The organism is Candidatus Nanopelagicales bacterium (assembly GCA_018003655.1).
GTDB lineage: Bacteria > Actinomycetota > Actinomycetes > S36-B12 > UBA10799 > JAGNDY01.
This window is the reverse complement of record JAGNDY010000035.1, coordinates 1-21,223: the sequence shown is the minus strand read 5'-3', so window position 1 is coordinate 21,223 and position 21,223 is coordinate 1. Positions and strand designations below refer to the sequence as shown.

The 21,223-nt window shown below is 63.7% G+C and carries 22 protein-coding genes; 14 read left to right on the top strand and 8 right to left on the bottom strand.

Annotation, left to right across the window (positions count from 1 at the left end):
* Positions 1 to 13 precede the first annotated feature (13 nt).
* Genes KAZ48_06605 through KAZ48_06585 form a run of 5 tightly spaced genes read left to right on the top strand, consistent with a single transcriptional unit; the run spans position 14 to position 4,443 of the window.
* Positions 14 to 1,651 (top strand): FAD-binding oxidoreductase, encoded by a 1,638-nt coding sequence (locus KAZ48_06605; protein MBP7972453.1) that lies wholly within the window; start codon positions 14 to 16, stop codon positions 1,649 to 1,651.
* Positions 1,651 to 2,778: a zinc-dependent alcohol dehydrogenase family protein gene (locus KAZ48_06600; protein ID MBP7972452.1), complete on the top strand. Its 1,128-nt coding sequence runs from the start codon at positions 1,651 to 1,653 to the stop codon at positions 2,776 to 2,778. Before KAZ48_06605 ends, KAZ48_06600 begins: the two co-directional genes overlap by 1 nt.
* A complete protein-coding gene (locus KAZ48_06595; GenBank protein MBP7972451.1) occupies positions 2,771 to 3,202 on the top strand; it encodes an acyl-CoA thioesterase in 432 nt (143 codons plus the stop codon). Before KAZ48_06600 ends, KAZ48_06595 begins: the two co-directional genes overlap by 8 nt.
* A gap of 54 nt (positions 3,203 to 3,256) precedes the next feature.
* Positions 3,257 to 3,922, top strand: a complete 666-nt coding sequence (locus KAZ48_06590) for a class E sortase (GenBank protein MBP7972450.1) — start codon at positions 3,257 to 3,259, stop codon at positions 3,920 to 3,922.
* A gap of 56 nt (positions 3,923 to 3,978) precedes the next feature.
* The gene (locus tag KAZ48_06585) at positions 3,979 to 4,443 is read left to right on the top strand and encodes a GNAT family N-acetyltransferase (protein MBP7972449.1); all 465 of its coding nucleotides are present in this window, start codon (positions 3,979 to 3,981) and stop codon (positions 4,441 to 4,443) included.
* Here the strand turns inward: KAZ48_06585 and KAZ48_06580 are convergent.
* The 3 genes from KAZ48_06580 to KAZ48_06570 all read right to left on the bottom strand — a co-directional run bounded on the left by KAZ48_06580 (position 4,433) and on the right by KAZ48_06570 (position 8,705).
* Positions 4,433 to 5,356, bottom strand: coding sequence for a hypothetical protein (locus tag KAZ48_06580; GenBank protein MBP7972448.1), 924 nt, complete (start codon positions 5,354 to 5,356; stop codon positions 4,433 to 4,435). The genes KAZ48_06585 and KAZ48_06580 overlap by 11 nt on opposite strands.
* Positions 5,353 to 7,722, bottom strand: a complete 2,370-nt coding sequence (locus KAZ48_06575) for a DNA topoisomerase IV subunit A (protein MBP7972447.1) — start codon at positions 7,720 to 7,722, stop codon at positions 5,353 to 5,355. The genes KAZ48_06580 and KAZ48_06575 overlap by 4 nt, the downstream gene beginning before the upstream one ends.
* An 89-nt stretch (positions 7,723 to 7,811) precedes the next feature.
* Complete coding sequence (locus tag KAZ48_06570) at positions 7,812 to 8,705, bottom strand: sugar kinase (GenBank protein ID MBP7972446.1); 894 nt, start codon at positions 8,703 to 8,705, stop codon at positions 7,812 to 7,814.
* A gap of 24 nt (positions 8,706 to 8,729) precedes the next feature.
* Here KAZ48_06570 and KAZ48_06565 point away from each other — a divergent pair, with 24 nt between their 5' ends.
* Together KAZ48_06565 and KAZ48_06560 are read left to right on the top strand one after the other, a co-directional pair.
* Entirely contained in the window at positions 8,730 to 11,474 is a 2,745-nt protein-coding gene (locus KAZ48_06565) for a GNAT family N-acetyltransferase (protein MBP7972445.1), read from the top strand.
* 24 nt (positions 11,475 to 11,498) lie between these two features.
* A complete protein-coding gene (locus KAZ48_06560) occupies positions 11,499 to 12,089 on the top strand; it encodes a hypothetical protein (GenBank protein ID MBP7972444.1) in 591 nt (196 codons plus the stop codon).
* A 66-nt stretch (positions 12,090 to 12,155) separates the two neighbouring features.
* Here KAZ48_06560 and KAZ48_06555 read toward each other — a convergent pair whose 3' ends face one another.
* Both KAZ48_06555 and KAZ48_06550 read right to left on the bottom strand, forming a co-directional pair.
* Positions 12,156 to 13,130, bottom strand: coding sequence for a DUF3071 domain-containing protein (locus tag KAZ48_06555; protein MBP7972443.1), 975 nt, complete (start codon positions 13,128 to 13,130; stop codon positions 12,156 to 12,158).
* A gap of 72 nt (positions 13,131 to 13,202) precedes the next feature.
* Complete coding sequence (locus KAZ48_06550) at positions 13,203 to 14,531, bottom strand: FAD-binding protein (GenBank protein MBP7972442.1); 1,329 nt, start codon at positions 14,529 to 14,531, stop codon at positions 13,203 to 13,205.
* A gap of 84 nt (positions 14,532 to 14,615) precedes the next feature.
* Between KAZ48_06550 and KAZ48_06545 the strand changes: the two genes are divergently transcribed.
* Together KAZ48_06545 and KAZ48_06540 are read left to right on the top strand one after the other, a co-directional pair.
* A complete protein-coding gene (locus KAZ48_06545) occupies positions 14,616 to 15,719 on the top strand; it encodes a ferrochelatase (GenBank protein MBP7972441.1) in 1,104 nt (367 codons plus the stop codon).
* A 44-nt stretch (positions 15,720 to 15,763) separates the two neighbouring features.
* Positions 15,764 to 16,582 (top strand): inositol monophosphatase, encoded by an 819-nt coding sequence (locus KAZ48_06540; protein ID MBP7972440.1) that lies wholly within the window; start codon positions 15,764 to 15,766, stop codon positions 16,580 to 16,582.
* Between the two features lie 56 nt (positions 16,583 to 16,638).
* Here KAZ48_06540 and KAZ48_06535 read toward each other — a convergent pair whose 3' ends face one another.
* The gene (locus KAZ48_06535) at positions 16,639 to 17,157 is read right to left on the bottom strand and encodes a gamma carbonic anhydrase family protein (protein ID MBP7972439.1); all 519 of its coding nucleotides are present in this window, start codon (positions 17,155 to 17,157) and stop codon (positions 16,639 to 16,641) included.
* A 169-nt stretch (positions 17,158 to 17,326) separates the two neighbouring features.
* Between KAZ48_06535 and KAZ48_06530 the strand changes: the two genes are divergently transcribed.
* Entirely contained in the window at positions 17,327 to 17,623 is a 297-nt protein-coding gene (locus tag KAZ48_06530) for a DUF4193 domain-containing protein (GenBank protein ID MBP7972438.1), read from the top strand.
* 41 nt (positions 17,624 to 17,664) lie between these two features.
* Here KAZ48_06530 and KAZ48_06525 read toward each other — a convergent pair whose 3' ends face one another.
* On the bottom strand, positions 17,665 to 17,943 hold the full coding sequence (locus KAZ48_06525; GenBank protein ID MBP7972437.1) for a DUF4235 domain-containing protein: 279 nt from the start codon (positions 17,941 to 17,943) through the stop codon (positions 17,665 to 17,667).
* Between the two features lie 52 nt (positions 17,944 to 17,995).
* Positions 17,996 to 18,514, bottom strand: coding sequence for a DUF3093 domain-containing protein (locus KAZ48_06520; protein ID MBP7972436.1), 519 nt, complete (start codon positions 18,512 to 18,514; stop codon positions 17,996 to 17,998).
* Positions 18,515 to 18,586: 72 nt separating this feature from the next.
* Between KAZ48_06520 and KAZ48_06515 the strand changes: the two genes are divergently transcribed.
* From KAZ48_06515 to KAZ48_06500, 4 genes are all read left to right on the top strand, one after another.
* On the top strand, positions 18,587 to 19,189 hold the full coding sequence (locus KAZ48_06515; GenBank protein MBP7972435.1) for a PaaI family thioesterase: 603 nt from the start codon (positions 18,587 to 18,589) through the stop codon (positions 19,187 to 19,189).
* Positions 19,186 to 19,641: a dUTP diphosphatase gene (dut, locus tag KAZ48_06510; protein ID MBP7972434.1), complete on the top strand. Its 456-nt coding sequence runs from the start codon at positions 19,186 to 19,188 to the stop codon at positions 19,639 to 19,641. Before KAZ48_06515 ends, dut begins: the two co-directional genes overlap by 4 nt.
* A 29-nt stretch (positions 19,642 to 19,670) precedes the next feature.
* Positions 19,671 to 20,456 (top strand): DUF3710 domain-containing protein, encoded by a 786-nt coding sequence (locus tag KAZ48_06505; protein MBP7972433.1) that lies wholly within the window; start codon positions 19,671 to 19,673, stop codon positions 20,454 to 20,456.
* Positions 20,457 to 20,912: 456 nt separating this feature from the next.
* A partial coding sequence (locus tag KAZ48_06500) for a zinc-binding dehydrogenase (protein ID MBP7972432.1) occupies positions 20,913 to 21,223 on the top strand: 311 nt, incomplete at its 3' end.

The following is a 21,223-nucleotide window of genomic DNA, read 5'->3' as shown; positions in this document are numbered from 1 at the left end:
GTAACCTTCGGCTATGGCCAGGGAACCGACACGCCACCGAAGCCACTGGGGGTGGGGCTTCGAGGATGAACAGGCAAGTTTTGAAGAGATTCAGTCCGCGACGGCCATGGTTGGACAGCACCTCGGGTTCTCAGGGCTCTCAGCGCAGCGTCCCATGCCCCTGCGGGAAATAGCGCTCGCGCCCGCTCGAATCCCCGTGTCGCCGGAGCTCGTTGCCTTCTGCACATCGGATAGGCGGGCTCGGGTGAGCCACACGTACGGGAAGTCCTACCGCGACCTCGTTCGTGGGTTCTACGGGAAATTCGACAACCCGCCCGATGTCGTGGCGTTCCCGCGGACAGAACGCGAGATCGAAGAGGTCCTGAACTGGTGCAGCGACCAGTCGCTGGCCGCCATTCCCTACGGTGGCGGCACCAGTGTCGTCGGCGGCGTCGAGGCGAGGCTGCCTGCGGGTTACGGCGGCGCTGTCTCGATCGATATGTCTGCACTCAACCGGGTGACCGAGGTTGACGCAGTGTCGCGCGCCGCTCGGATCCAGGCCGGCGCGTCGGGTCCACAGATCGAACAGCAGCTGAGCGAGCATGGCCTCACCCTTCGCTTCTTCCCACAATCCTTCGAATTGTCGACCATGGGGGGTTGGCTCGCCACCCGTGCGGCGGGGCACTTCGCGACTGGGCCAACACACATAGACGATCTGGTTGAGAGTGTGCGAGCAGTGACACCGACGGGCTCGTGGGAGTCACGCCGCCTACCTGCAAGCGGCGCGGGTGTCAGCCCGGACCGGATGTTGTTGGGCAGTGAAGGCTCGCTCGGGATCATCACCGAGGCGTGGGTGCGAGTCATTCCAAAGCCCACCTTCCGGGCGGACAAGTCGGTCTCGTTTCCCGACTTTCTCACTGGCGCGCAAGCGCTTCGGTCAATTGCGCAGGCTGGTCTGCAACCAGCAAATTGCCGGTTCATCGATGCCGCCGAGGCCCGCCTCAACGGTGCCGGCGACGGTCGGACGGCACTACTGGTGTTGGGATTTGAATCCGCCGATGCGCCAGTCGATCAGATGCTCACCAGGGCGTTGGAACACTGTCGCGTTGCTGGCGGACGGTGGGATGACTCCGGATCCGGGACCGTCGGCGATGCAGCCGGAAGCTGGCGCGAGTCGTTCATCAGAGCGCCGTATCTGCGCGACACCCTGGTCGCGGTCGGGGTACTGGCCGAGACATTCGAGTCCGCAATCACCTGGCACCGCCTTCCGGATTTCTACTCTCGAGTACTGCAGGCCGGGCAGGAGGCGATCACCCGAGTGTGTGGACCCGGCGGGCAGATAACCGCACGGATTACGCATGCATACCCCGACGGAGCGGGGGTGTACTTCACGGTGGTGGCACCTGCGCGGAGAGGAGCCGAGATCGAACAGTGGGACCAGATCAAACTCGCCGTTAGTGATGAACTGATTGCCGCTGGTGGAACCATCACGCACCATCACGCGGTTGGCCGAGACCATCGACCCTGGTACGACCAGCAGCGACCAGACGTATTCGCGGCGGCATTGTCCGGGGCAAAAGCAACGGTGGATCCCGCGAGCGTCATGAATCCCGGTGTCCTGATCGATCCCCCAGCGAGCAACATTAACGTCGGTAGCGAGGTGCGAACTTGATCACGACGGCCAGTGTCCTTCGCGAGCGGGGGTCGGTGCGACCGTACGAAGCCTCCACGCCCTTGCGCGTTGAACCGGTATCCCTGGACGAACCGGGTTTCGGTGAAGTGTTGATCAAGATCACGGCGGCCGGGGTGTGTCACTCTGACCTTTCCGTTGTCAATGGCGACCGACCGCGACCCCTGCCGATGGCTCTGGGTCACGAATCGGCAGCAGTGGTGCAGCAAGTGGGAGCGGGTGTGACGCAGGTACAACCCGGAGACCACGTGGTGACGGTCTTTGTCCCCTCTTGTGGCGTCTGCTCGCCCTGTCGCGAGGGCCGCAGCGCTCTGTGTGAGTCCGCTGCCGCAGCCAATGCTGCTGGCACGCTGCTATCCGGCGAACGGCGGCTCAAGGACGTCGATGGCGCCGTGCTTCATCATCATCTTGGTGTCTCGAGTTTCGCTCAGCACGCGGTCGTGTCGGAGAACTCGCTGGTAGTCATCGATTCGAACATCCCGCCCGAGATTGCGGCCCTATTCGGATGTGCCGTGCTGACCGGAGTTGGTGCGGTGGTCAACACCGGTCGACTCCGTGCAGGGCAAAGCGTTGCCGTGATCGGACTAGGGGGAGTTGGTATGGCCGCCCTGATCGGAGCGGTGGCCGCCGGTGGGGCCGAGGTCATCGCGGTCGACACGAGCGCGGAGAAGCTGCACCTGGCCCGTGAACTCGGGGCGACTTGGACGTTCAAGGCCGACGAGGCCGCGGTCGAGCAGATCCGAGACGCGACCGGTGGTGGTGTGGATTTGGCAGTCGAGACCGCCGGTGTCATCCCTGCGTTGGAGACCGCTTACCAGGGCACCCGTCGGGGCGGCACGACCGTGACGGCGAGCCTGCCCCATCCATCGGCTACATGGCCTATCGCTCCGACGACGCTCGTGGCCGAGGAACGAACTCTGCGAGGCTCATACCTGGGATCGTCGGTGCCGACGCGCGACGTTCCGCGCTACCTGAAGTTGTGGCGGGCGGGTCGGCTACCAGTTGACCGAATATTGGGTGAGCAGTTTGCGCTTGCCGACATCAACGTTGCCCTCGATCGCCTCGAGCAAGGGCAGGCACTGCGCCAGGTGGTGATGATGGATGACTGACGCCGTTGACAGTGGCCGAGACTCCTACCGCCATTGGCTGCAGATTCCCACCCGTTGGATGGATAACGACATCTATGGGCACGTGAACAACGTGCAGTACTACTCGTTCTTCGACACGGTCATCAACGAGTACCTCATTCGCGAGGGCGGCCTGGACCCTGGCAGCGGCGAAGTCATCGGCTTGGCGATCGAGACGCGCTGCGAGTTCCACAGATCGCTGTCGTTCCCGGAGGTCGTCAGCGCAGGGCTGAGAGTCGCGAAACTCGGTCGTACCAGCGTGCGGTACGAGATCGGGCTGTATTCGACCGCTGATCCTCGACCAGCTGCAACTGGACACTTTGTGCACGTGTTCGTGGACCGGCAGCGACGTCGTCCCACCGACATCCCCGGTCAGATGAGGTCCTGCCTTGAACGGCTCACTTAGGCCAGCGGGCGACTAGACTGGAGGCACGTCTCGGGTTGGTAGGAGGTGATCGTTGTGCGGACAGGATTGTGCACCCTCGCCGCAGTTGGCAGTTCTGTTGTTGTCGGTTTGGCCGGAGTTGGCGCTACTGCGAGCACTGCTGTCGCTGCGAGCAGCCGGGTGCCTCAAACTGTGGCCCAAGTTCCCGCAGCCAAGAGCAGCTCGACGCTACGAACCTACGCCCGACTCACAGTGCCGAAGGCGGGAATCTCGAGTCTGCGCGTTGTGCGTTACCGGGGTCGACCCGATGACCGAGTGGGCACGATGATCAATAATCGAGGTCGGTCAGCTGCTCCCTATGGTCACTGGGGCGGCGTTGGACCTGGACAGGTGGGCAACTTCCTGCTCACAGGCCACCGGACGTCGGCCAATGCGCCGATGGGCCGAGTACCCCAGTTGCGAAAGGGCCAGAAGATCTTCATCACCAAAGGGAAGACGACGTACGTATATACGGTCGCATCGCACATGTGGATCAACTTCCGATCCGCACAGTCACGCGCACGCCAGACCGCGCAAGTCCCAGGCCACCCCGGTCGGAAGGCCACTGAGTCAGCGATTGTGCTCTCGACGTGCGCCACTCCGGAAGACAATGCTGCTGGCCGCCGGTGGCGTGACCGTTTCCACAATCCCACCCATCGAATCGTTGTGGTTGGCTACCTTTCGGGTGCGCGCTTCAAGTAGGCGCCCCGTGCCATGAGTGAGCGGAAAACGTGGACCCCGACATCAGAGTTGTCCCGGTGCAGGAGGAGGATTTGGCCTACCTGCTGAGCGGCGACGACGCATTCTCGACCGCCACGGGGATGACGGTGGCCCAAGGCTACTTGGCCTTTCCGGAGGCACTGGAGTTCACCGCCGAGCGCCTCAACTTGGGCATGGACCCAGCATGGTCAACCCACTTGATCGTCGACTCAATGGACAACGAGTTGGTGGGCATGGGCGGTTTCAACGGGCCACCGGAACTGGGCAGCGTCGAACTCGGGCTGAGCATTGCTCCAGCCCGACAAGGGGAGGGGATCGGCGCGGCAGCGGTACGGGCACTGGTCGCCAGTGCCGCGCAGCGGGGAGCCACGATGGTCTATGCGTTCACCGTTGCGGAACCAGGCCCGTCGCCGTCCATGCTCATCCGCTGCGGGTTCACCAAGGTCGCCGAGATAGCGGAGTCTGATGACGGACCGCTGTGGCGTTGGGAGGTCAGGTGTTGAGTTCGCGCAGCGAATCAACGACGAATTGCTCCCACGCTGCCGCTGTCTTGTTGCAAGATTCCCGCCGCGGTACTCCCGTCTGGGCTCGCACCGAGACCTCGAACTGACGGAAGTCCGCAGTCGCAACCCGCCACCGGCCAGGACCGTCCCCGGGTGTCACCCGAGTTCCGTCGAGATCGACCATCCCGCAAACCTCTCGGACGGCCAAATCGGCAACCTGCGCCTGGGCGGGCAGCGATGTCCGACCGCGGGCAGTCACGAGGTCGACGTGACCCGCCGACGCGGCCTGCAGCACCCGGTCCCCATCGTCCTCGCTCAGGCGCCCGTGGACCCAACCCGATGGCAAGGTGACTGCGGTCGGGGCAAATCGATGGCCGCCAATGTGCGAGCTCTCCCAGACTCGCCCCTGCCAGCGCGGGTCGGCGGCCAGGGCCAGCGCCAGGGGACGGCCGGCGCGAGCGCAGCAAACATCTCGACGTGAATGGCTGCAGACCAGTAGGAGCGGATCGTCATCTCGGGAGATGCCGGGTGCTACCGCACTGATGTCTCCGGCAACGAGCGCCGCCAGATTGAAGTCCAGCACCTCGGCTGGGTCGGTGATGGTGAGCCGCCCAAGCATGACCCGCGCGGGCTGCGTGCAAGCCACCCAGACGTGACGAGGGTCATCGAGCAGGCCGCGATCGGCATGACGACCAGCCGACCGAATCAAAGTCGCCTTGATGCTCAATTCATCGACCCGTGCCTTCAACTGGGCGCCGACGTCGCGGGGAAAGTGGCTCTCCGTGAGTGCCTCGCGCCCGTACGGTCCTGGTTGTTCAATCGCGATCCATCCCAGCGCGAATGGAGCCGTGCCCGGCATCGCCTCGCCGATGCGTTCGGCTTCGAAGGCGCAACCGTCGACGATCTTGCTCACCAGCGACTGCCGCCCAATGCGGCGATGGTTGTGCTCTTGAGTTTGTCGCCAGAGGCATTCCGGGCCTTGGGCGACAGGTTGATCGAGATTGGTTTCCCGCCCGCGTTTTCCGCGCGCACAGGAGCCCGACCGACCCAGGCCAAGATGAGCGCATCCTCGCCCTTGATCAAGCGCTGACAACGGATACCGCCAGTGGCGCGACCTTTCGCCGGGAACTCCGTCCATTTACTGACCTTCGCGGAGGTCGCTGCAGTACCGGCCAGCAGACCGAGCGACCCGGCGACGGTGGCGACGAGCACGTCGTTGTGCTGCGCGGTCACCGCTCCAAAGAAGACGACCTGTGCGTCGGCGGCGAGCTTGATCCCAGCCATCCCACCGGCTGTGCGTCCCTGCGGGCGAACGCTGCTCGCACCAAACCGCAGCAAGTGCGCGTTGGAAGTCACAAATACCAACTCGTCGGTGTCTGCTGACATCGTCGCACCGACGACGCGGTCACCGGCCTTGAGCTTGATCACATCCCAGGTGTCCTTGCCAGAGGGCACGTCGGCGGACAGGCGTTTGACAACTCCCTGCTCAGTGCCTAGCGCCAGCGCGACTGGCTGTTCGGATTCGGACAAGTCAATCGGCAGCAACCCAACCGCCACCTCTGATCTCTCGAAGGAGCAGTACTCCGAAACAGGTGCGCCCGCGACCGAGTGTCCCGTGGAGGTCATGGGTAGTTCGATTACCTTGATGCGATGCGCCCGACCAGCAGAGGTGATAACCGCCAACTCGCCTCGCGTCGTGCTTTCGGCCGTCGCACGCAGTGCATGGTCGCTGAGTTCAGCCTGCCCCGGATCGTCGGCACTCGATGTCCGCGCCAACAGCCCAGAGGTCGTCAGAACCACCCGACAGGGCTCGTCCGGAACCTCTAGTGATGTCGGGTTGGCGGCGGTCACTGGCATGACACCATCAAGCAGGATCGTGCGGCGCGGCGTTGCGTGTTCAGCCACGGCCGCGTCGAGTTCCCGGGAGACCACCGATCGCAGCACTTTGGGTTCGTCGAGAATGCGCTGCAGCTCAGCGATCGCTGCGTTGAGCTTGTCCCGTTCGGTTTCCAGTTCGATTCGTGAGTACTTGGTCAGCCGACGCAGTGGCATATCGAGGATGTGCGTCGCCTGTAGTTCGGACAAGTCGAAGACGTCCATGAGGCGCTGTTTGGCCACCGAGGCGTCATCGCTTGAGCGGATGAGCGCGACGACCTCGTCGATGTTGAGAGTCGCAATGAGCAGCCCGTCGACCAGGTGAAGCCGGTCGGCCGCCCTGTCGAGGCGGAACTGCGAGCGACGTCGAACAACGTCCACCCGGTGATCAACGAACACATGCAACATCTCAAGCAGGCTCAGTGTCCGTGGTTGACCGTCGACGAGTGCCACGTTGTTGACATTGAACGATTCCTCCAGCGGCGTCAGCCGATAGAGAACGTCGCGAACGGCTTCGGGGGAGAATCCGCTCTTCAGTTCAATGACCAGTTGCATCCCCTTGTCGCCATCGGTCAGATCGACCAGATCGGCGATGCCCTCGACCTTCTTGGCGATCACGAGTTCCTTGATCTTTTCGATCAGGCGCTCCGGGCCTACGCCATATGGCAAAGCCGTCACCACGATTCCCTTGCGTCGCGCTGACACCTGTTCGATTCGGGTCGCTGCGCGCATCCGGAACGAGCCCTTGCCGGCGCGGTATGCGTCCTCGATGCCACTCATCCCTAAGATCTGCCCCCCGCTAGGCAAATCGGGACCGGGCACCAACTCCATGACCTCCTCGAGGGATGCGCGCGGTCTCCGGAGAATCAGTTTGGCGGCAGCACAGACCTCGCCGAGGTTGTGCGGCGGCATGTTCGTCGCCATTCCAACGGCAATTCCGGCCGCGCCATTGACGAGCAACAACGGGACGGCTGCTGGCAGCACCACGGGTTCAAGCTCTCGACCGTCATAGTTGGCGACGTAGTCGACCACGTCCTCATTCAAGCTCTCGGTCACTGTCGCGGCGGCAGGAGCGAGTCGGCATTCGGTGTAACGCATAGCGGCCGCGCGGTCGTCTAAGGAACCGAAGTTGCCGTGGCCGTCGATCAATGGCAAGCGCAGCGAGAACGGCTGGGCCATCCGAACAAGGGCCTCGTAGATTGCGGAATCGCCATGCGGGTGGAGGCGTCCCATGACTTCACCGACAACGCGCGCGCTCTTGACGTGACCCCGGTCAGGTCGCAGACCCATCTGCGCCATTTGGTAGAGAATCCGCCGCTGAACCGGTTTCAGACCATCGCGGGCATCGGGCAGTGCGCGCGAATAGATGACCGAATACGCATATTCGAGAAAACTGCCGCGCATCTCTTCGCCAACGTCAATGTCGACAATTCGTTCTTCAACGGGCGCGGTTGTTGGAGTAGAACGAGCGGGCACCTAGGTATTCTCCCCGTTCACGGGCGTGCGGTATCCATTGACACGGCCATTGCGGCGAGTCTGTTGCCTGATGCGAGCGCGGCGTCTGGGCCCATCCCGGCGAGCCAGGCGGGCAGGAACCCAGCGGCGAAGGCGTCACCAGCGCCGCGGGTATCTGCCAGTGTCACCGCCAAGGCAGGACTGGTTACCGCTTCCATGTCGCTGGATGTCCACAGCGCACCCTCGGGCCCGAGTTTGACCACGACGTTGCGGTAGGAATTGGTGAGCGCCCGCGCCGCTTCCCGGGGGTCGGGTACGCCAGCGAGCGCGGTGGCCTCCTCGGCGTTTGCGAACAGTAGGTCGCACCCGGCGGTCCAGCCGATGAACATGTGCGGGCCGACATCGCGCAATGGTCCGGAGGATGCGGGATCGACGCTTGTCGTCATCCGCCGTAGCCGGGCCAGATCGAGTGCCGCAAGGGCTGCGAGCCGAGATTTCTCGTGAAGCAGCGGGTAGCCGGTCAGATGAAGGTGCCGACCAGGGGCAAAGATCTCCTCGGGCAGGTCGGCGGGTGCTAGTCCGGCATTGGCACCGATGTCTGGCAATTTGGCCCGCGTGCCATCGGGGAACATCAGAACGACGCAGGTCCCGGTCGGTCGGGTTCGATCCACGGTCACGTAGGGCTGGACACCTGATTCACGCAGGTGCTCCACGGCAGCGCGGCCCAAATCGTCGTCGCCGACGCGGCCGATGAAGGCCGTGCCCGTTCCCTCGGCTGCAAGCCAAGCGGCTGTGTTCGCTCCCGCACCGCCGCCGTGAGTCTGGACCGAAGCTGCGGTGTCGGTCCCCGTTCGGACTGTCCCGTGAACGTTGGCCACGACGTCGGTCATGAGTTCGCCTACGACGATCGTGTTCACATCCGGCAGGGCCACCCCACCCACGGTAGCGTTGCCACGATGACCGAGCAGACAGGCTCCTCCTCCGCCGGTCCCGCCTTGGAGGAGTCCGACACTACCGCCGCCGCTGAGCAGGGGTCTGTGCCGGACTATCCCAGTCATTGGGAGGCCGACGTCGTCCTGCGTGACGGTCGGACCTGTCACATTCGACCAGTCCGACGAGCTGACCGCGACGAGGTCAGCGAGTTCTATGACGGGCTGACCGACGAGACCCTCTACATGAGGTTCTTCAGCCCCAGCGCGGACTTACTCGCGAAGTCAATAGACAAGATATTGGCGACTGATTACCGCGAGCACGTCGGTCTGCTTGCGCTCATGGGCGGGCACATCATCGGGATCGGGACGTACGACTCGGTCGGCCGCGCCGAGGCGGAGATCGCCTTCATCGTGGCCGACGATCAGCAGGGCCGTGGTCTTGGTTCGGTGCTGCTTGAGCACTTGGCCGCGATCGCTCGCGAAAATGGGATCTACCGCTTCAAGGCAGAAGTGTTGTCGGGCAACAAGAAGATGCTGGCAACATTCGAAGCCGCGGGCTATACCCCGAGTCAGGAACTTGAGGAGGGCATTGTCCTCATCGACTTCGACATCGATCCCACCTATAAGTCACGGCTCGTGGCGCGTTCCCGAGAGCATCGTGCGGAGGCACTGTCGATTGCACGACTTGTTGCGCCCACGAGCGTGGTTGTGGTCGCTGACGACATGTCAGCTGACTCCATCGGGCGCACGGCGCTGACCAGCCTGGTTGCCGGCGGGTACGGCGGTCGGCTGGCCGTTGTGCACCCGGGCGGTGCAGACGTCGACGGAATCAATGGCTTCGCATCGTTGACAGAGATGTCCGACACCGTTGACTTGGTGCTCGTTGATCTCACCCCGGACCGGGCGGAGGCGCTCGTGGCCCAGTGCGCCACTGCTGGCGTGCGCGGCTTGCTCATGCTCTCCGGCGGATTCGTGGTCGAGGGCGACTACTCCCGTCAGCGGCGGTTTGTGACAAGTATTCGTGAGGCTGGGATGCGGCTGATTGGACCGAACACCCTGGGTTTGATCAACACCGATCCGCGCGTGCAGATGAACGCGTCGCTGGTCAAGGAGATGCCAGGCAGGGGCCGGATCGGCTTGTTCTCACAGACCGGCGCGTTCGGCGCGGCGATCTTGACCGAGGCGAACCGGCGGGGTCTGGGAATCTCGACGTTTGTCTCGGCAGGCAATCGGGCCGACGTTTCCGCCAATGACATGTTGCAGTACTGGCAGGACGACGACTCGACCTCGGTGGTGTTGCTGTACCTGGAGAGCATCGGTAATCCTCGCAAGTTCACGCGGATCGCCCGTCGGCTGGCGTCGCGCAAACCCGTCGTTGCTGTCCGATCCGGCAGGTCGACCCAAGCGCTCCCCATGGGTCATGCAGTGCGTCCGACCGAACTGCCAGCGGCTGCGGTTGATGCGATGTTCGATCAGGCCGGCGTGATCCAGGTGGACAGCTTGGGGGAGTTGCTCGACCTTGCTGGCGTGCTTGCGTTCCAACCACTGCCAAGGGGACCCCGAGTTGCGTTGCTTACTGACTCCGATGCCCTCGGGCGCCTGGCAGCTGATGCCTCGGTGTCGTTGGGCTTGGAACCGGTCGGCCCGCTTCGCCTCGTCAAGACGGAGGCGGAGGTCGAGCTCAACGAGGAACTGATTGGCGAGGCCCTGGCCGACCCGGGCGTTGACGCGGTGGTCGCAACCCACATGCCACCGCTGATGGGCAGCGACGATGACCTTGGCGCGGCACTTTTGCGTCAGTCGCATGGCGCAACCAAGCCGTTGATCGCCGTGGTGCTGGCACACCAAGCTCGTGCACTGGCGGGTCCGATGAGCACCTACGAGATGCCAGGACACGGATCGATCCCGCTCTTCTCCGACGTTGAGTCTGCTCTGCGTGCTTTACGAACGGTGGTTGGCTACAGCCAATGGCGAGCTGCTCCTCGGGGCAAGGTGCCGTGGTTTGCCGGGTTGGAGCGACATCGTGCGCGGCACCTCGCCGACGAGGTCATCGCCAGCGGTGACGGCGGTGCGATGACACATATCGCCGACCAGCAGCTCAGCGACATTCTGGCCTGCTACGGCATCGAGTTGTGGCCGTCCACGCCGGTCCGGTCAGAGGACCAAGCAGTCGCCGAGGCAGCCCGGATTGGGTATCCGGTCGTCATGAAGACATCGCTGGAGCGACTGGTTCACCGAACCGACTTGGGTGGTCTGCGCCTATCGATTGAGAATGAGCAAGCATTGCGGACTGCCTTCATGTCGATGACGGCGACTCTCGCGCCCGACGCGGTGGACAGGCTGGTCATCCAGCGCATGTGTCCAACGGGCGTGGCCTGCGTTGCGACCACGGTCGAGGACCCGCTTTTTGGTCCGGTCGTCAGCTTTCGCCTAGGGGGAGTGATCCCGGAACTCCTGGCGGACTTCGGGTACCGGATTCCGCCGCTGACCGACCAGGATGCCCGCAAGTTGGTGCGAGCGCCCAAGGCCTCGCCGTTGCTGTTCGGTGGTACCCCAGCGATGCATCTGCAAGACAACCCGGTCGACACGCGTGCGCTCGAAGAGCTCGTTGCCAGACTCGGTCACCTGGCGAACGACTTGCCGGAGGTCGCCCACCTGGAACTGAACCCGATCGTCGTGCACGCCAAGGGTATTGCGGTGTTGGGGGCCATCGGCAGCGCGCAGCGGCCGCAGGTTCGCACGGATCTTGAAGCCAGACGCCTACTGTGACCGAATCGGTGCAAGAATCGAATCATGCCGGAATCCGCACTCGTCGCTGACGCGTTACACCGTGACATTGAACTGACCGGCTATTACCCAGCGGTCGTCGAGGACTGTCTCGCGACGGCGCTAGGAAACGAGCAGCTTCGTGCCTACGCAGTCCATCATGAGCCGACCTTCGACCAGGATCAGCTTCGTCGCCATATCACCGTCCTGGCTCTTACCGAGACGCGCTTGATCATCGCTCACGTGGATGAACACGGCGCTCCGGATGGTTCGGGTGAGGCATCCACCGCATCGGCATCCAGCGAGGCCGTGCGATTGGAACGAGTTGACTCCGTGGTGGTGACCCGTGTCATCGCCGACCCGGAGAACTACCAGCCCGGTTCCTCACCCGCGGAGGTCGTCCTGACGATTGGGTGGGGCGCAGTCAGTCGGATAGATCTGGAGCCAGCCACCTGCGGTGATCCCCAATGCGAGGCCGATCACGGCTTCACTGGTTCATCGACCAACGATGACCTGGGTCTACGGGTGTCCTCGGCAGCAGACGGCGGAACCGTCGTGGACCAAATGCTCGCCTTCGCCCGGGCGCTGAGTAACGCCAGCGGCGAACGACTGCGCTGACGGGTACGGCGTCGTACCGACACGTCACCAGTAGCAGCCGTGCCCAGGGCACATCGTCCCTGTGCGTTACTCCTCGTCTTTGGGTGACCCGAAGAGAAGTTCTTCCCAATGCGGGGCGCTATCGGCTGACTTCCCGCTTGCTGATCGGTCGTCAGCCTGCTGTGAATCGGGTTCGGCCGCGTCGCGGGCGACTGTGTGCGTATCAGCAGTACTTGTCGGCGAATCTGAGCCGCGACGCGCGGCGCTGCCAGCAGGGTGACTCGCCTCCGCCGCAGACTCCCTGCGTTGCGCCGCTCGAGCGGCAGGATGCGACTGATCCCAGGCCCTTGCCGGCTTGGATTCCTCGCTGGAATCCGGTGGAACTGGTGTGCTCGCTGCTGGGCGCTCTGATGCCGCTGCACCCCGGGGCGCGCCGTTCTGCCGGGGACCATCATTGATGTTTGTCGGCGGTGTCGGTGGTAATGGCGGTGTCTGCGGTTGCGGCGCAGAGGCTTGCTCCAGCAGCCACATGGCCTCATCGTCGACGGCTGAGATCGAGTCATCCCGTGGGTTGTAGGTGAAGGTGGCGATTCGATCGCCCTGCGCAGCTGGGTACGCCGCGACCACGGACCAGGTCCCGTCTGAGCGTCGCCACGCATCCCATCGGATCGACAGCGGGTCGACCGCCCGGATTCTGACCCGTGCGCTGACGGCATCTTCGAGGGTGAGACGCTCGCCGCCGACCAGCACGTGCGCCGCGCGTGCTTGGACAGACACATGTCCCCGCTCGGTGATGACCGGGTGTGCGAACCTTGCAATCAGGTCCTCGTCGACATCGGCCTCGGTAGCAATGTCCGCGACCGATTCACCATGGCGGACCCGGTCTTGAATCTCCCGGGGGGAAGGCAGCGGCGCCGCCCGTTTCGCCTGTGCCCGTGCCGGTGGTGTCGTGCCATGCTCGCGGGTGATGACGGCGACCAATCGCGAGTCGACAACCAACTCGAACTCGGTCCCGTCAGTGTCGACGAGGAGAAGTCGCTGACCGTCGTTCGAAGGTCCCATGAAGGACAACTCGCGCATCAATCACTCCGGGTGTTAATCAAGGGCCAAAGGACGAAATCTAGTCGGCGGTGGTTACTCGCCCAACACCGCTCTGGTGTAGACGTTGGCGAAGACACGCTGGGGGTCAAGTTGATCACGAACCGCCATGGCCTTGTCCCAGTTGGGATAGGCGGGCCGCAGGTCGGCGGCCGTGCGGGTGTTGATCTTTCCCCAGTGTGGCCGACCCTGATAGCTGCGCATGATCGCCTCTACGGCCAGGAACCACTCGCGGTCCGTCCGGTCGAACGCGTGGACCGCGATGTACCCGGTGTCGCGGCCGGTAGCCGGCGAAAGCCACGAGGTGTCACGCGGAACGCTGCGGACCTCAATGGGGAAGGAAATGCGCCAGGCGCCTTCGGAGAGCAACTTCTTGACATCGGTCAGCGCTGGCAGCAGCGACTCCCGGGGCAGGGCGTACTCCATCTCGGCGAACCGGACCCGGCGAGGGGACGTGAAGACTCGCCACGAATCGTCGGTGTACGTGCGATCCGACAGCGCTTTCGCGGCGATCTTATTGACGAAAGGGGTGTAGCCGGGAGCGGTTCGACTGAAGCGACACGTCGCTCCGAACACGGTGTTGGACATGAAGTCCTCTTCCCACCACGATTTGAACGCTGACGGTGGGGCCGTCGGGTCGGTCGTCCGGTCGTTGTATTTGACGTAACAGCCCTCGGTGTGGGGAAACCAGTAGAACTCCACGTGGTCGTGGGCTGCAGTCCATCCGTCAAACGATTCGACGACCTCGTCGAACTGCGCGGGGGCCTCGTGCGCTTGGAGTCGAAACGCTGGCTCAACCGCCAGGGTGACGGCTGTGACGATGCCGAAGGCACCTAGTCCGACCCGGGCAGCGTTGAAGACGTCAGGATTCTGGGTGGCCGAAGCCGTGATCACGCTGCCGTCGCCGGCAACTAGCTCCAACCCCGTCACCATGTCGGCGAAGGTTCCGGTGTCGCGCCCCGTTCCGTGGGTGCCGGTCTGCAGGGCACCGGCGAGGCTTTGCACCCGGATATCGCCCATGTTCGTAAGAGCCAAGCCGTGAGAATGCAGAACTTCACATAGTCGAGTGAGGTTGATGCCGGCCTCGACTGTGATGGAGCCAGCTGCGGGGTCGATGTGTCGGACACCCTGCAACTTGTCGGGCAGCAGCATCATGTCGTCGGCAACCGCGGTGGAGGTGAACGAATGACCTGCACCGATCATTCGAATGGTTCGACCCTGTTGAGCTGCGGAGCTCACGAGCGCGCTGACATCGCCGGGGTTGGCAGGGCTGTAGACGTTCGCGGGCTTGGCTTGCACCGTTCGTCCCCAGTTACGCCAGGTTCCGTTCCTACCGATCGCTTTGCTGCTCTTGGATGTCGCCACACCTGAAGCATGAACGCTGCCTGAGTCGATGCGCAAACGGGGTCCACGAGTCGTGCCCGACCGCGACCGGCGAGAATCACTCTCATGACCCAGATCGATGCCGTCTTGTTGCTGTCTTTCGGCGGTCCGGAAAGACCTCAGGATGTGATGCCGTTCCTTGAACGCGTCACCGCTGGCAGAGGCATACCTCCGCAGCGGCTAGCCAAGGTCGCGGAGCAATACCTGGCGTTTGGCGGGATATCACCGATTAACGAGCAGAACCGTGAGCTAGTAACGGCTCTGCGCGAGGCATTGGCCGCGTCCGGACTCGATCTGCCAGTCTATTGGGGTAATCGAAACTGGGATCCGTTACTGGCACACACCCTGCGCCAGATGCGCGGCGATGGCGTCCAGTGCGCGGCCGTGATCGTCACGAGCGGCTACTCGTCCTACTCAGGTTGTCGGCAATATCGAGAGAACCTCTACGACGCCGTGCAAGAGGTGCAGTCCGATGGCCAAGGGCCCGCGCCGCAGTTGCTGAAGGTTAGGCGCTGGTTCGATCAACCTGCCTTCATCGAGGCCATGGTCGACAACACCGTCGCAGCGGTCGAGCGAATCCGAGGCGCGGGAGCCTCACTTCCGCAGCTGGTGTTTACAACCCACTCGATCCCCATCAGCCAGGCGCTCACCAGCGGTGACCCGCTTCTCGGCGGAAACATGTACGAGCGACAGCATCGATTCGCGGCCGAACAAATCGCGGGTGGCGTGTCGGTGAGGCTCGGGCGCGAATTGCCCTGGGAACTCGTCTACCAGTCGCGCTCTGGCCCACCGACGGTTCCGTGGTTGGAGCCAGATGTGGGCGACTACCTGGTGGAACTCAAAGAGCAGGCAGCGCAGGGCGCCGTGATGATTCCGATCGGCTTCGCCAGCGACCACATGGAGGTGATGTGGGACCTGGATACCCAAGCAATGCAGCAGGCTCAGGAAGTCGGCTTGCCGTGCGTTCGAGCGGCCACAGTCGGAACTGATCCTCGCTTCGTCCACGCTCTGGTCGACCTTGTCGCTGAGCGAGTGCGACAAACCCCGACGGCCGAGCGCATCGCGCTGGGACCCTGGGGGGCTGCACCCGACGTGTGCCCGGTGGGTTGTTGTCCCAACAACAAAGGCGAGCGCCCGGCCCTGTGCGGGACCGACAGCCCCGGTGAGTAGCGGACGCTGTTGCCTTCCAATCCGCGATGGGTGACGCTATCGGGATGGCATCCCAATCCGGCGAACCAAATCTCCTTGACCTAGTCAATCGGGCCGAAGCGGCTGCACTCGCAGCGGGAGAGATGCTGATGCGTCGGCCGCCGGAGTTGCAGGTCAGCTCCAAGTCGAGCGCCACCGACGTTGTCACGGATATGGATCGACGCAGCGAGCGGCTACTCGTTCAGATGCTGCTCGACGGACGACCAGACGATGGAGTCCTGGGCGAGGAAGGCGCCGACCGTGCCTCGGCGAATGGCGTGCGATGGGTGATCGATCCGATCGATGGAACCGTGAACTACCTTTACGACCTGCCGATTTGGGCGGTCAGCGTCGGAGTTGAGGTCGACGGAGTCGCGGTTGCCGGGGTAGTCCGCGTCCCCTCCCTTGGCGAGACCTACTTGGCCACCCGTGGCGGGGGAGCGATCTGCCGCACGGCCACCGGTGACCGCATATTGCAGGTCTCGAATCAGACTGAACTCACGATGGCGCTCATCGCAACGGGATTCGGCTACGAGGTCTCGAGGCGCCGAGCACAAGGGCGGGTGGTCGCGCAGCTGCTGCCGTCGGTCCGTGAGATTAGGCGGGCTGGCAGTGCGGCCGTCGACCTGTGCTGGCTGGCCGCTGGGCGGGTGGATGGCTTCTACGAGCGCGGGTTGCACGAATGGGACCACTGCGCTGCCGGGCTCATCGCCCAAGAGGCTGGCGCGATGGTTGGCGGTTTGCGGGGTGCAGCCGCGAGTGGCGAACTGCTTATGGCCGCGAACCCGACGCTGTTCCCCGCATTGCACGATCTGTTGGTCGATCTTGACGCCGACCGCGACTGACCGCGCGCAGACCGCAAGCGGACCGTCGGCAGACTGTCGTGCCTGGCCTACGTGAATCAGTCGAGTCGGCGCAGGTCCGCGTTGTACCAGTGAGTGTTGTGTACGTAGATGTCAGCGGCGTGCGCAAGTACCTCGGGATGCACCGAATCCGGCTTGATCTTGGCGGGTATCCCCAGGGCCATGGCCCCGGACGGGACTTCCATCCCGTTGGGAACGAGCGCTTGTGCCCCGACCAATGAACCGGTCCGGATCACCGCGTGGTGGAGCACGATGGACCCGGATCCCACCAGGCAGCCGTCCTCGATGACGCATCCTTCTAGGTGGACGTTGTGCCCGATTGTGCAGCCGTCGCCGATGATCGTGTCGAGCGTCGAGGTGCAATGCACGATAGTGCCGTCCTGGACGGAAGTCCGGGCACCCACTCGGATGCTGCCGTGATCGCCGCGGAGCACTGCGGTGGGCCAGACCGAGGATTCCGGTCCGACGGTGACATCGCCGATGATGACGGCATCGGGGTGGATGAAGGCTGCTGGATCGATATTCGGTGTACGGTCACCGAGTGCGTAGAGCGGCATGAGCACAGCAGATCACACCCCGGGGTGGACGTGCAGGGTCAGGTAGGGCACAATCCGGGGCGCGACAGGCCAAGCCGCTGGAAATGAAATGCCGGCCTTGGTTGTTAGCCGACCAACAGACCTTCACCGCGTGAACGCGCGAACCGAATAGCCCACATTGGGGGACCGAATGGCGACTGACTACGACGCGCCCCGCAAGACCGACGAAGAGCTTGCCGAGGACAGCCTCGAAGAACTCAAGGCCCGGCGCAATGACAAGGCCGCATCAGCAGTAGACGTTGACGAGACTGAACTGGCCGAGAACCTCGAACTCCCGGGTGCGGATCTGTCCGACGAGTCCCTGACCGTTCGAGTGCTGCCCAAGCAGGCGGACGAGTTCACCTGTTCGCGCTGCTTCCTCGTGCATCACCGCAGCCAGTTGGCCAAAGAGGTCGACGGCATGCCGGTGTGCACCGAGTGCATCTAACTCACAGGTAGGTCCAGTTCCCAGGTGCAGCTGGCTCGAAGCTAGGCCTGCTCCAGTTGAGCATCGGCTGAGCCGGTGACCGCGTCATCGTCGTCTGCGTACTCTGCGGCGACTCGATTGATGACGACTGTGATGGTCGCGGACACCATTGCGGTTGTAATCGCCCAGACGAGTACGCGAGTGATGGACACCTCGCGGTCGTCTGCGGTCGGCGGGGGATGACCCGTTCGTGAGGTGTAGACCGCTGCCATTCCTTTCCTGGCAGCCCAGGTCACGCCCATTGCTGCGAATGGGGCGATCGTGCGGGCATTGATGCTCATGTGGCCTCCGCTGGAGAATTGATTCGTGGTGCTGATGACCCTACCGAGCAACCTAGCGGGACGACGAATTTGTTCGGGTTGCGTCTTGTGCCTGCGTGATCGCGTGGCCGAGCTCTTGTGGGTTTCGCGTGCTCACCAGCCAGTACGGGTGTGGGTCGTCGTCGTCCAGAACTTCAATGGTCACGGCCGTGCGGGTAGTCAGACTGCGGCTCACCGCGAACGCCCTCGGGTCGGCATCGCGGCCCCGCGCCCGGTCCGCGGACGCAGCGTCGAGGGTGGCCACCAAACCCACATGTGCCCAGTCGATATGAGCGCGTCCGACCCTGAACTCTTCGTCTGTGACCTCGACCAGCGGTGCGGTGACGATGAGCAACCAGACGGCGATTCCGCCCAGCGCCACGGCCAGCGCAATACCCGCCAGATCTCCGAGTGCAAACGCGTAGGCGTAGGAAATGAGCGCAACCAGCCCAGCGCACACGATCCACAGCCAGATAGGTGCGCGCAGGCGCTCGCGGTAGCGGCGGGTTACGCGCTTTGAAGGGCGATCACCGGCAACGCTGGCTTCAGACATGTGACAAGCCTGACACGGCATTGTCCGTCGGACAGCGCTAGCCCCGGATCGTCCCGGGACTAGCCTTGCGCCATGGCTGCCGACGTTCCCCCGGTGCTCCCGGGGCTTCCCACGACACCCCCACCCGACGCCTTCCTGCCGGTGAGGCACCCAGAGGCTCCATCGCCTGGTGAGGTCATCACCAACCACTACCCACAGTGCTTTGGCTGTGGCGAAGCGCATCCCACCGGCCTCCACATGCGGGTCACCGTTGGCGAGGGGCTACGCGTCGGCGCGGAGTTCGAAGTCACCGAACATCATCAGGGTGCGCCAGGGTTGGCGCACGGTGGCCTGCTTGCAGCCGCGTTCGACGAGGCGCTCGGCTCGCTGAACTGGTTGCTTCGGGGTCCTGCTGTCACCGCGCGGTTGGAAACCGACTTCCGCAAACCCGTCCCAGTCGGGGCCTTGCTGCACATTGACGCTGAGATCGTCGGCCAATCTGGTCGCAAGATCTACACCCGGGCGGTCGGCCGGTTGGGCGGGGCCGACGGGCCGGTGGTGCTCACGGCCGCAGCCCTATTCGTCCAAGTTGGCCTCGAGCACTTCATCGAGAACGGTCGGCCGGAGGACGTCGCCCGGGTCAGGGATGAGCGCAACGCCGACGGCACTGGTCGCCTCTGGGAGATCAACCCATGACTGGGGCCTCGCGGCCGCAAGACGTCCAAGTGCTGCTGCTGCGCCTCGACCCCAATCTTCCGAGCCCTGCATACGCGCACCCCGGCGATGCGGGCGCTGATCTCTACAGCGCGGTGGACGTTGTACTCGAACCCGGGGAGCGTCAGTTGGTGCCAACCGGTGTCGCGATCGCGCTACCCGACGGATACGCGGCCTTTGTCCATCCGCGCAGTGGCCTGTCGGTTCGGCATGGGATCGGTATGGTCAATGCCCCGGGGACTATCGATGCCGCATTCCGTGGCGAGATCAAGGTCAATTTGATCAATCACGACCGGTCACAGTCGGTCAGTCTCAAGCGCGGCGATCGGATCGCCCAACTCGTCGTTCAGCAGGTCGCCCGCGCCCAGTTCGCCGACGTCGATCGGTTGCCAGGAACGCATCGCGGCGAAGGCGGATTCGGTTCCACCGGCTGAGTGGCTGCCTCGGCGTGACCACAGCGGGCATGAGCAGTAGCGTGGGCGTCGTGTTCAAAAAGAAGCGCGATAACAGCGATGCAGAGTCCAACGATCAGGTAGACAGCCAACTTGTCGATGGGGACTCCGTCGACGAAAACGATGTCGTTGAGGATGCTGCGACCATCGAGGTGAATCGGGCCGAGGGTCCCTACGACAGCTCGGAGGCGCCGGACGACGGGATGCAGCGGGTCGATTTTGGCGCCCTGCAGATCCCCGGCGTGGACGGCATGAGTGTGAACCTCGAGGTGGATGAGGAGAACCAGCAGATCGTTGCGATCACGGTTGTCCTCGGTGAAGCCGCAGTACAGCTGCAACCTTTTGCCGCCCCCCGTTCCAGTGGCTTCTGGTCCGAGGTCCGCGAGGAGCTCGGAAATGGCATCACCGAGTCCGGCGGCGAGGTTGAGGAAGCTGAGGGCAACTTCGGGATCGAATTGCGAGCAAACGTTCCTGCCGTCAACGAGCAGGGTGAAGAAGGATTCCAGCCAGTCAGATTCGTCGGTGTTGAGGGACCTAGGTGGCTACTGCGGGGGGTCATGCTCGGAGCCGCAGCAATGGATGCGCGCGCGGCGGAGGTTTTCGAGGACATCTTCCGCGGGTGCATTGTCACCCGCGGCGCCCAGCCCATGGCGCCCGGCGAAATGCTTGCGTTGACGATGCCGGAGGATGCCGTCAGCGACGATGACCTTGAGATGGTTGATGACGACGCCGAGGGCGAGGAACGTCCGTCCCTTGATCCATTCGAGCGCGGCCCGGAGATCACCGAAATCCGCTAACCGGCACTTCTGCCCCTCCATCACGGTATTGGCTTAGTTGGGATCGAAGCGCTTCGCATCGGCGTCCCGCCCGCTTGCGAAGATCATCGCGCAACCAGACCAGCCGCCGTGGACATGTGGGGTACGGGCCAAATAGCACGGGCGAATGCGGGCTTGGGTAACTACGCCAGACCCCCTTACGTCAAGCTGGCAGATGTGCCAATGCCGGAACCGCGTCCCGATGAGGCGGTCGTTGAGGTGAGCGCCGTCTCAGTGAATCGTGGGGAACTCGCATCGTTGCCAAACTTTTGGGACGTACGTATGGACGGCAGCACCATGTCCATGCCTATGGGGAGTATCCCTGGATATGAGCTTGCGGGAAGGGTGGTTGAGTGAGCCGCGGATGGAACCGGGCCGCCTCCAGGAACCCGGGTCGCTGGCTTCCCTGCCCGCGGCACCTGGGCGCAATACGCGACGGTGGCGACATCCTTGCTCGGTCGCCTCGATGACGACGTGAGCGATGAGCAGGCGGCGACTCTTCCAGTGGCAGGTCAAACCGCGTATCGAGCTTTGCAGCGTGGCGGCCTCCTCCTTGGCAAACGAGTCCTGATAACAGGGGCAGCGGGAGGGGTGGGAGTCTTCGCTATCCAACTCGCCAAGCTCACTGGAGCTCATGTCACCGGGGTAGCGCGAAGTAAGGAGCGGCGAGAAGCCATCGAAGCACTCGGCGCGGACGAGACGTTGGCGGAGCTGAAACCAGATGGACCGCGCGACTACGACCTCATCAT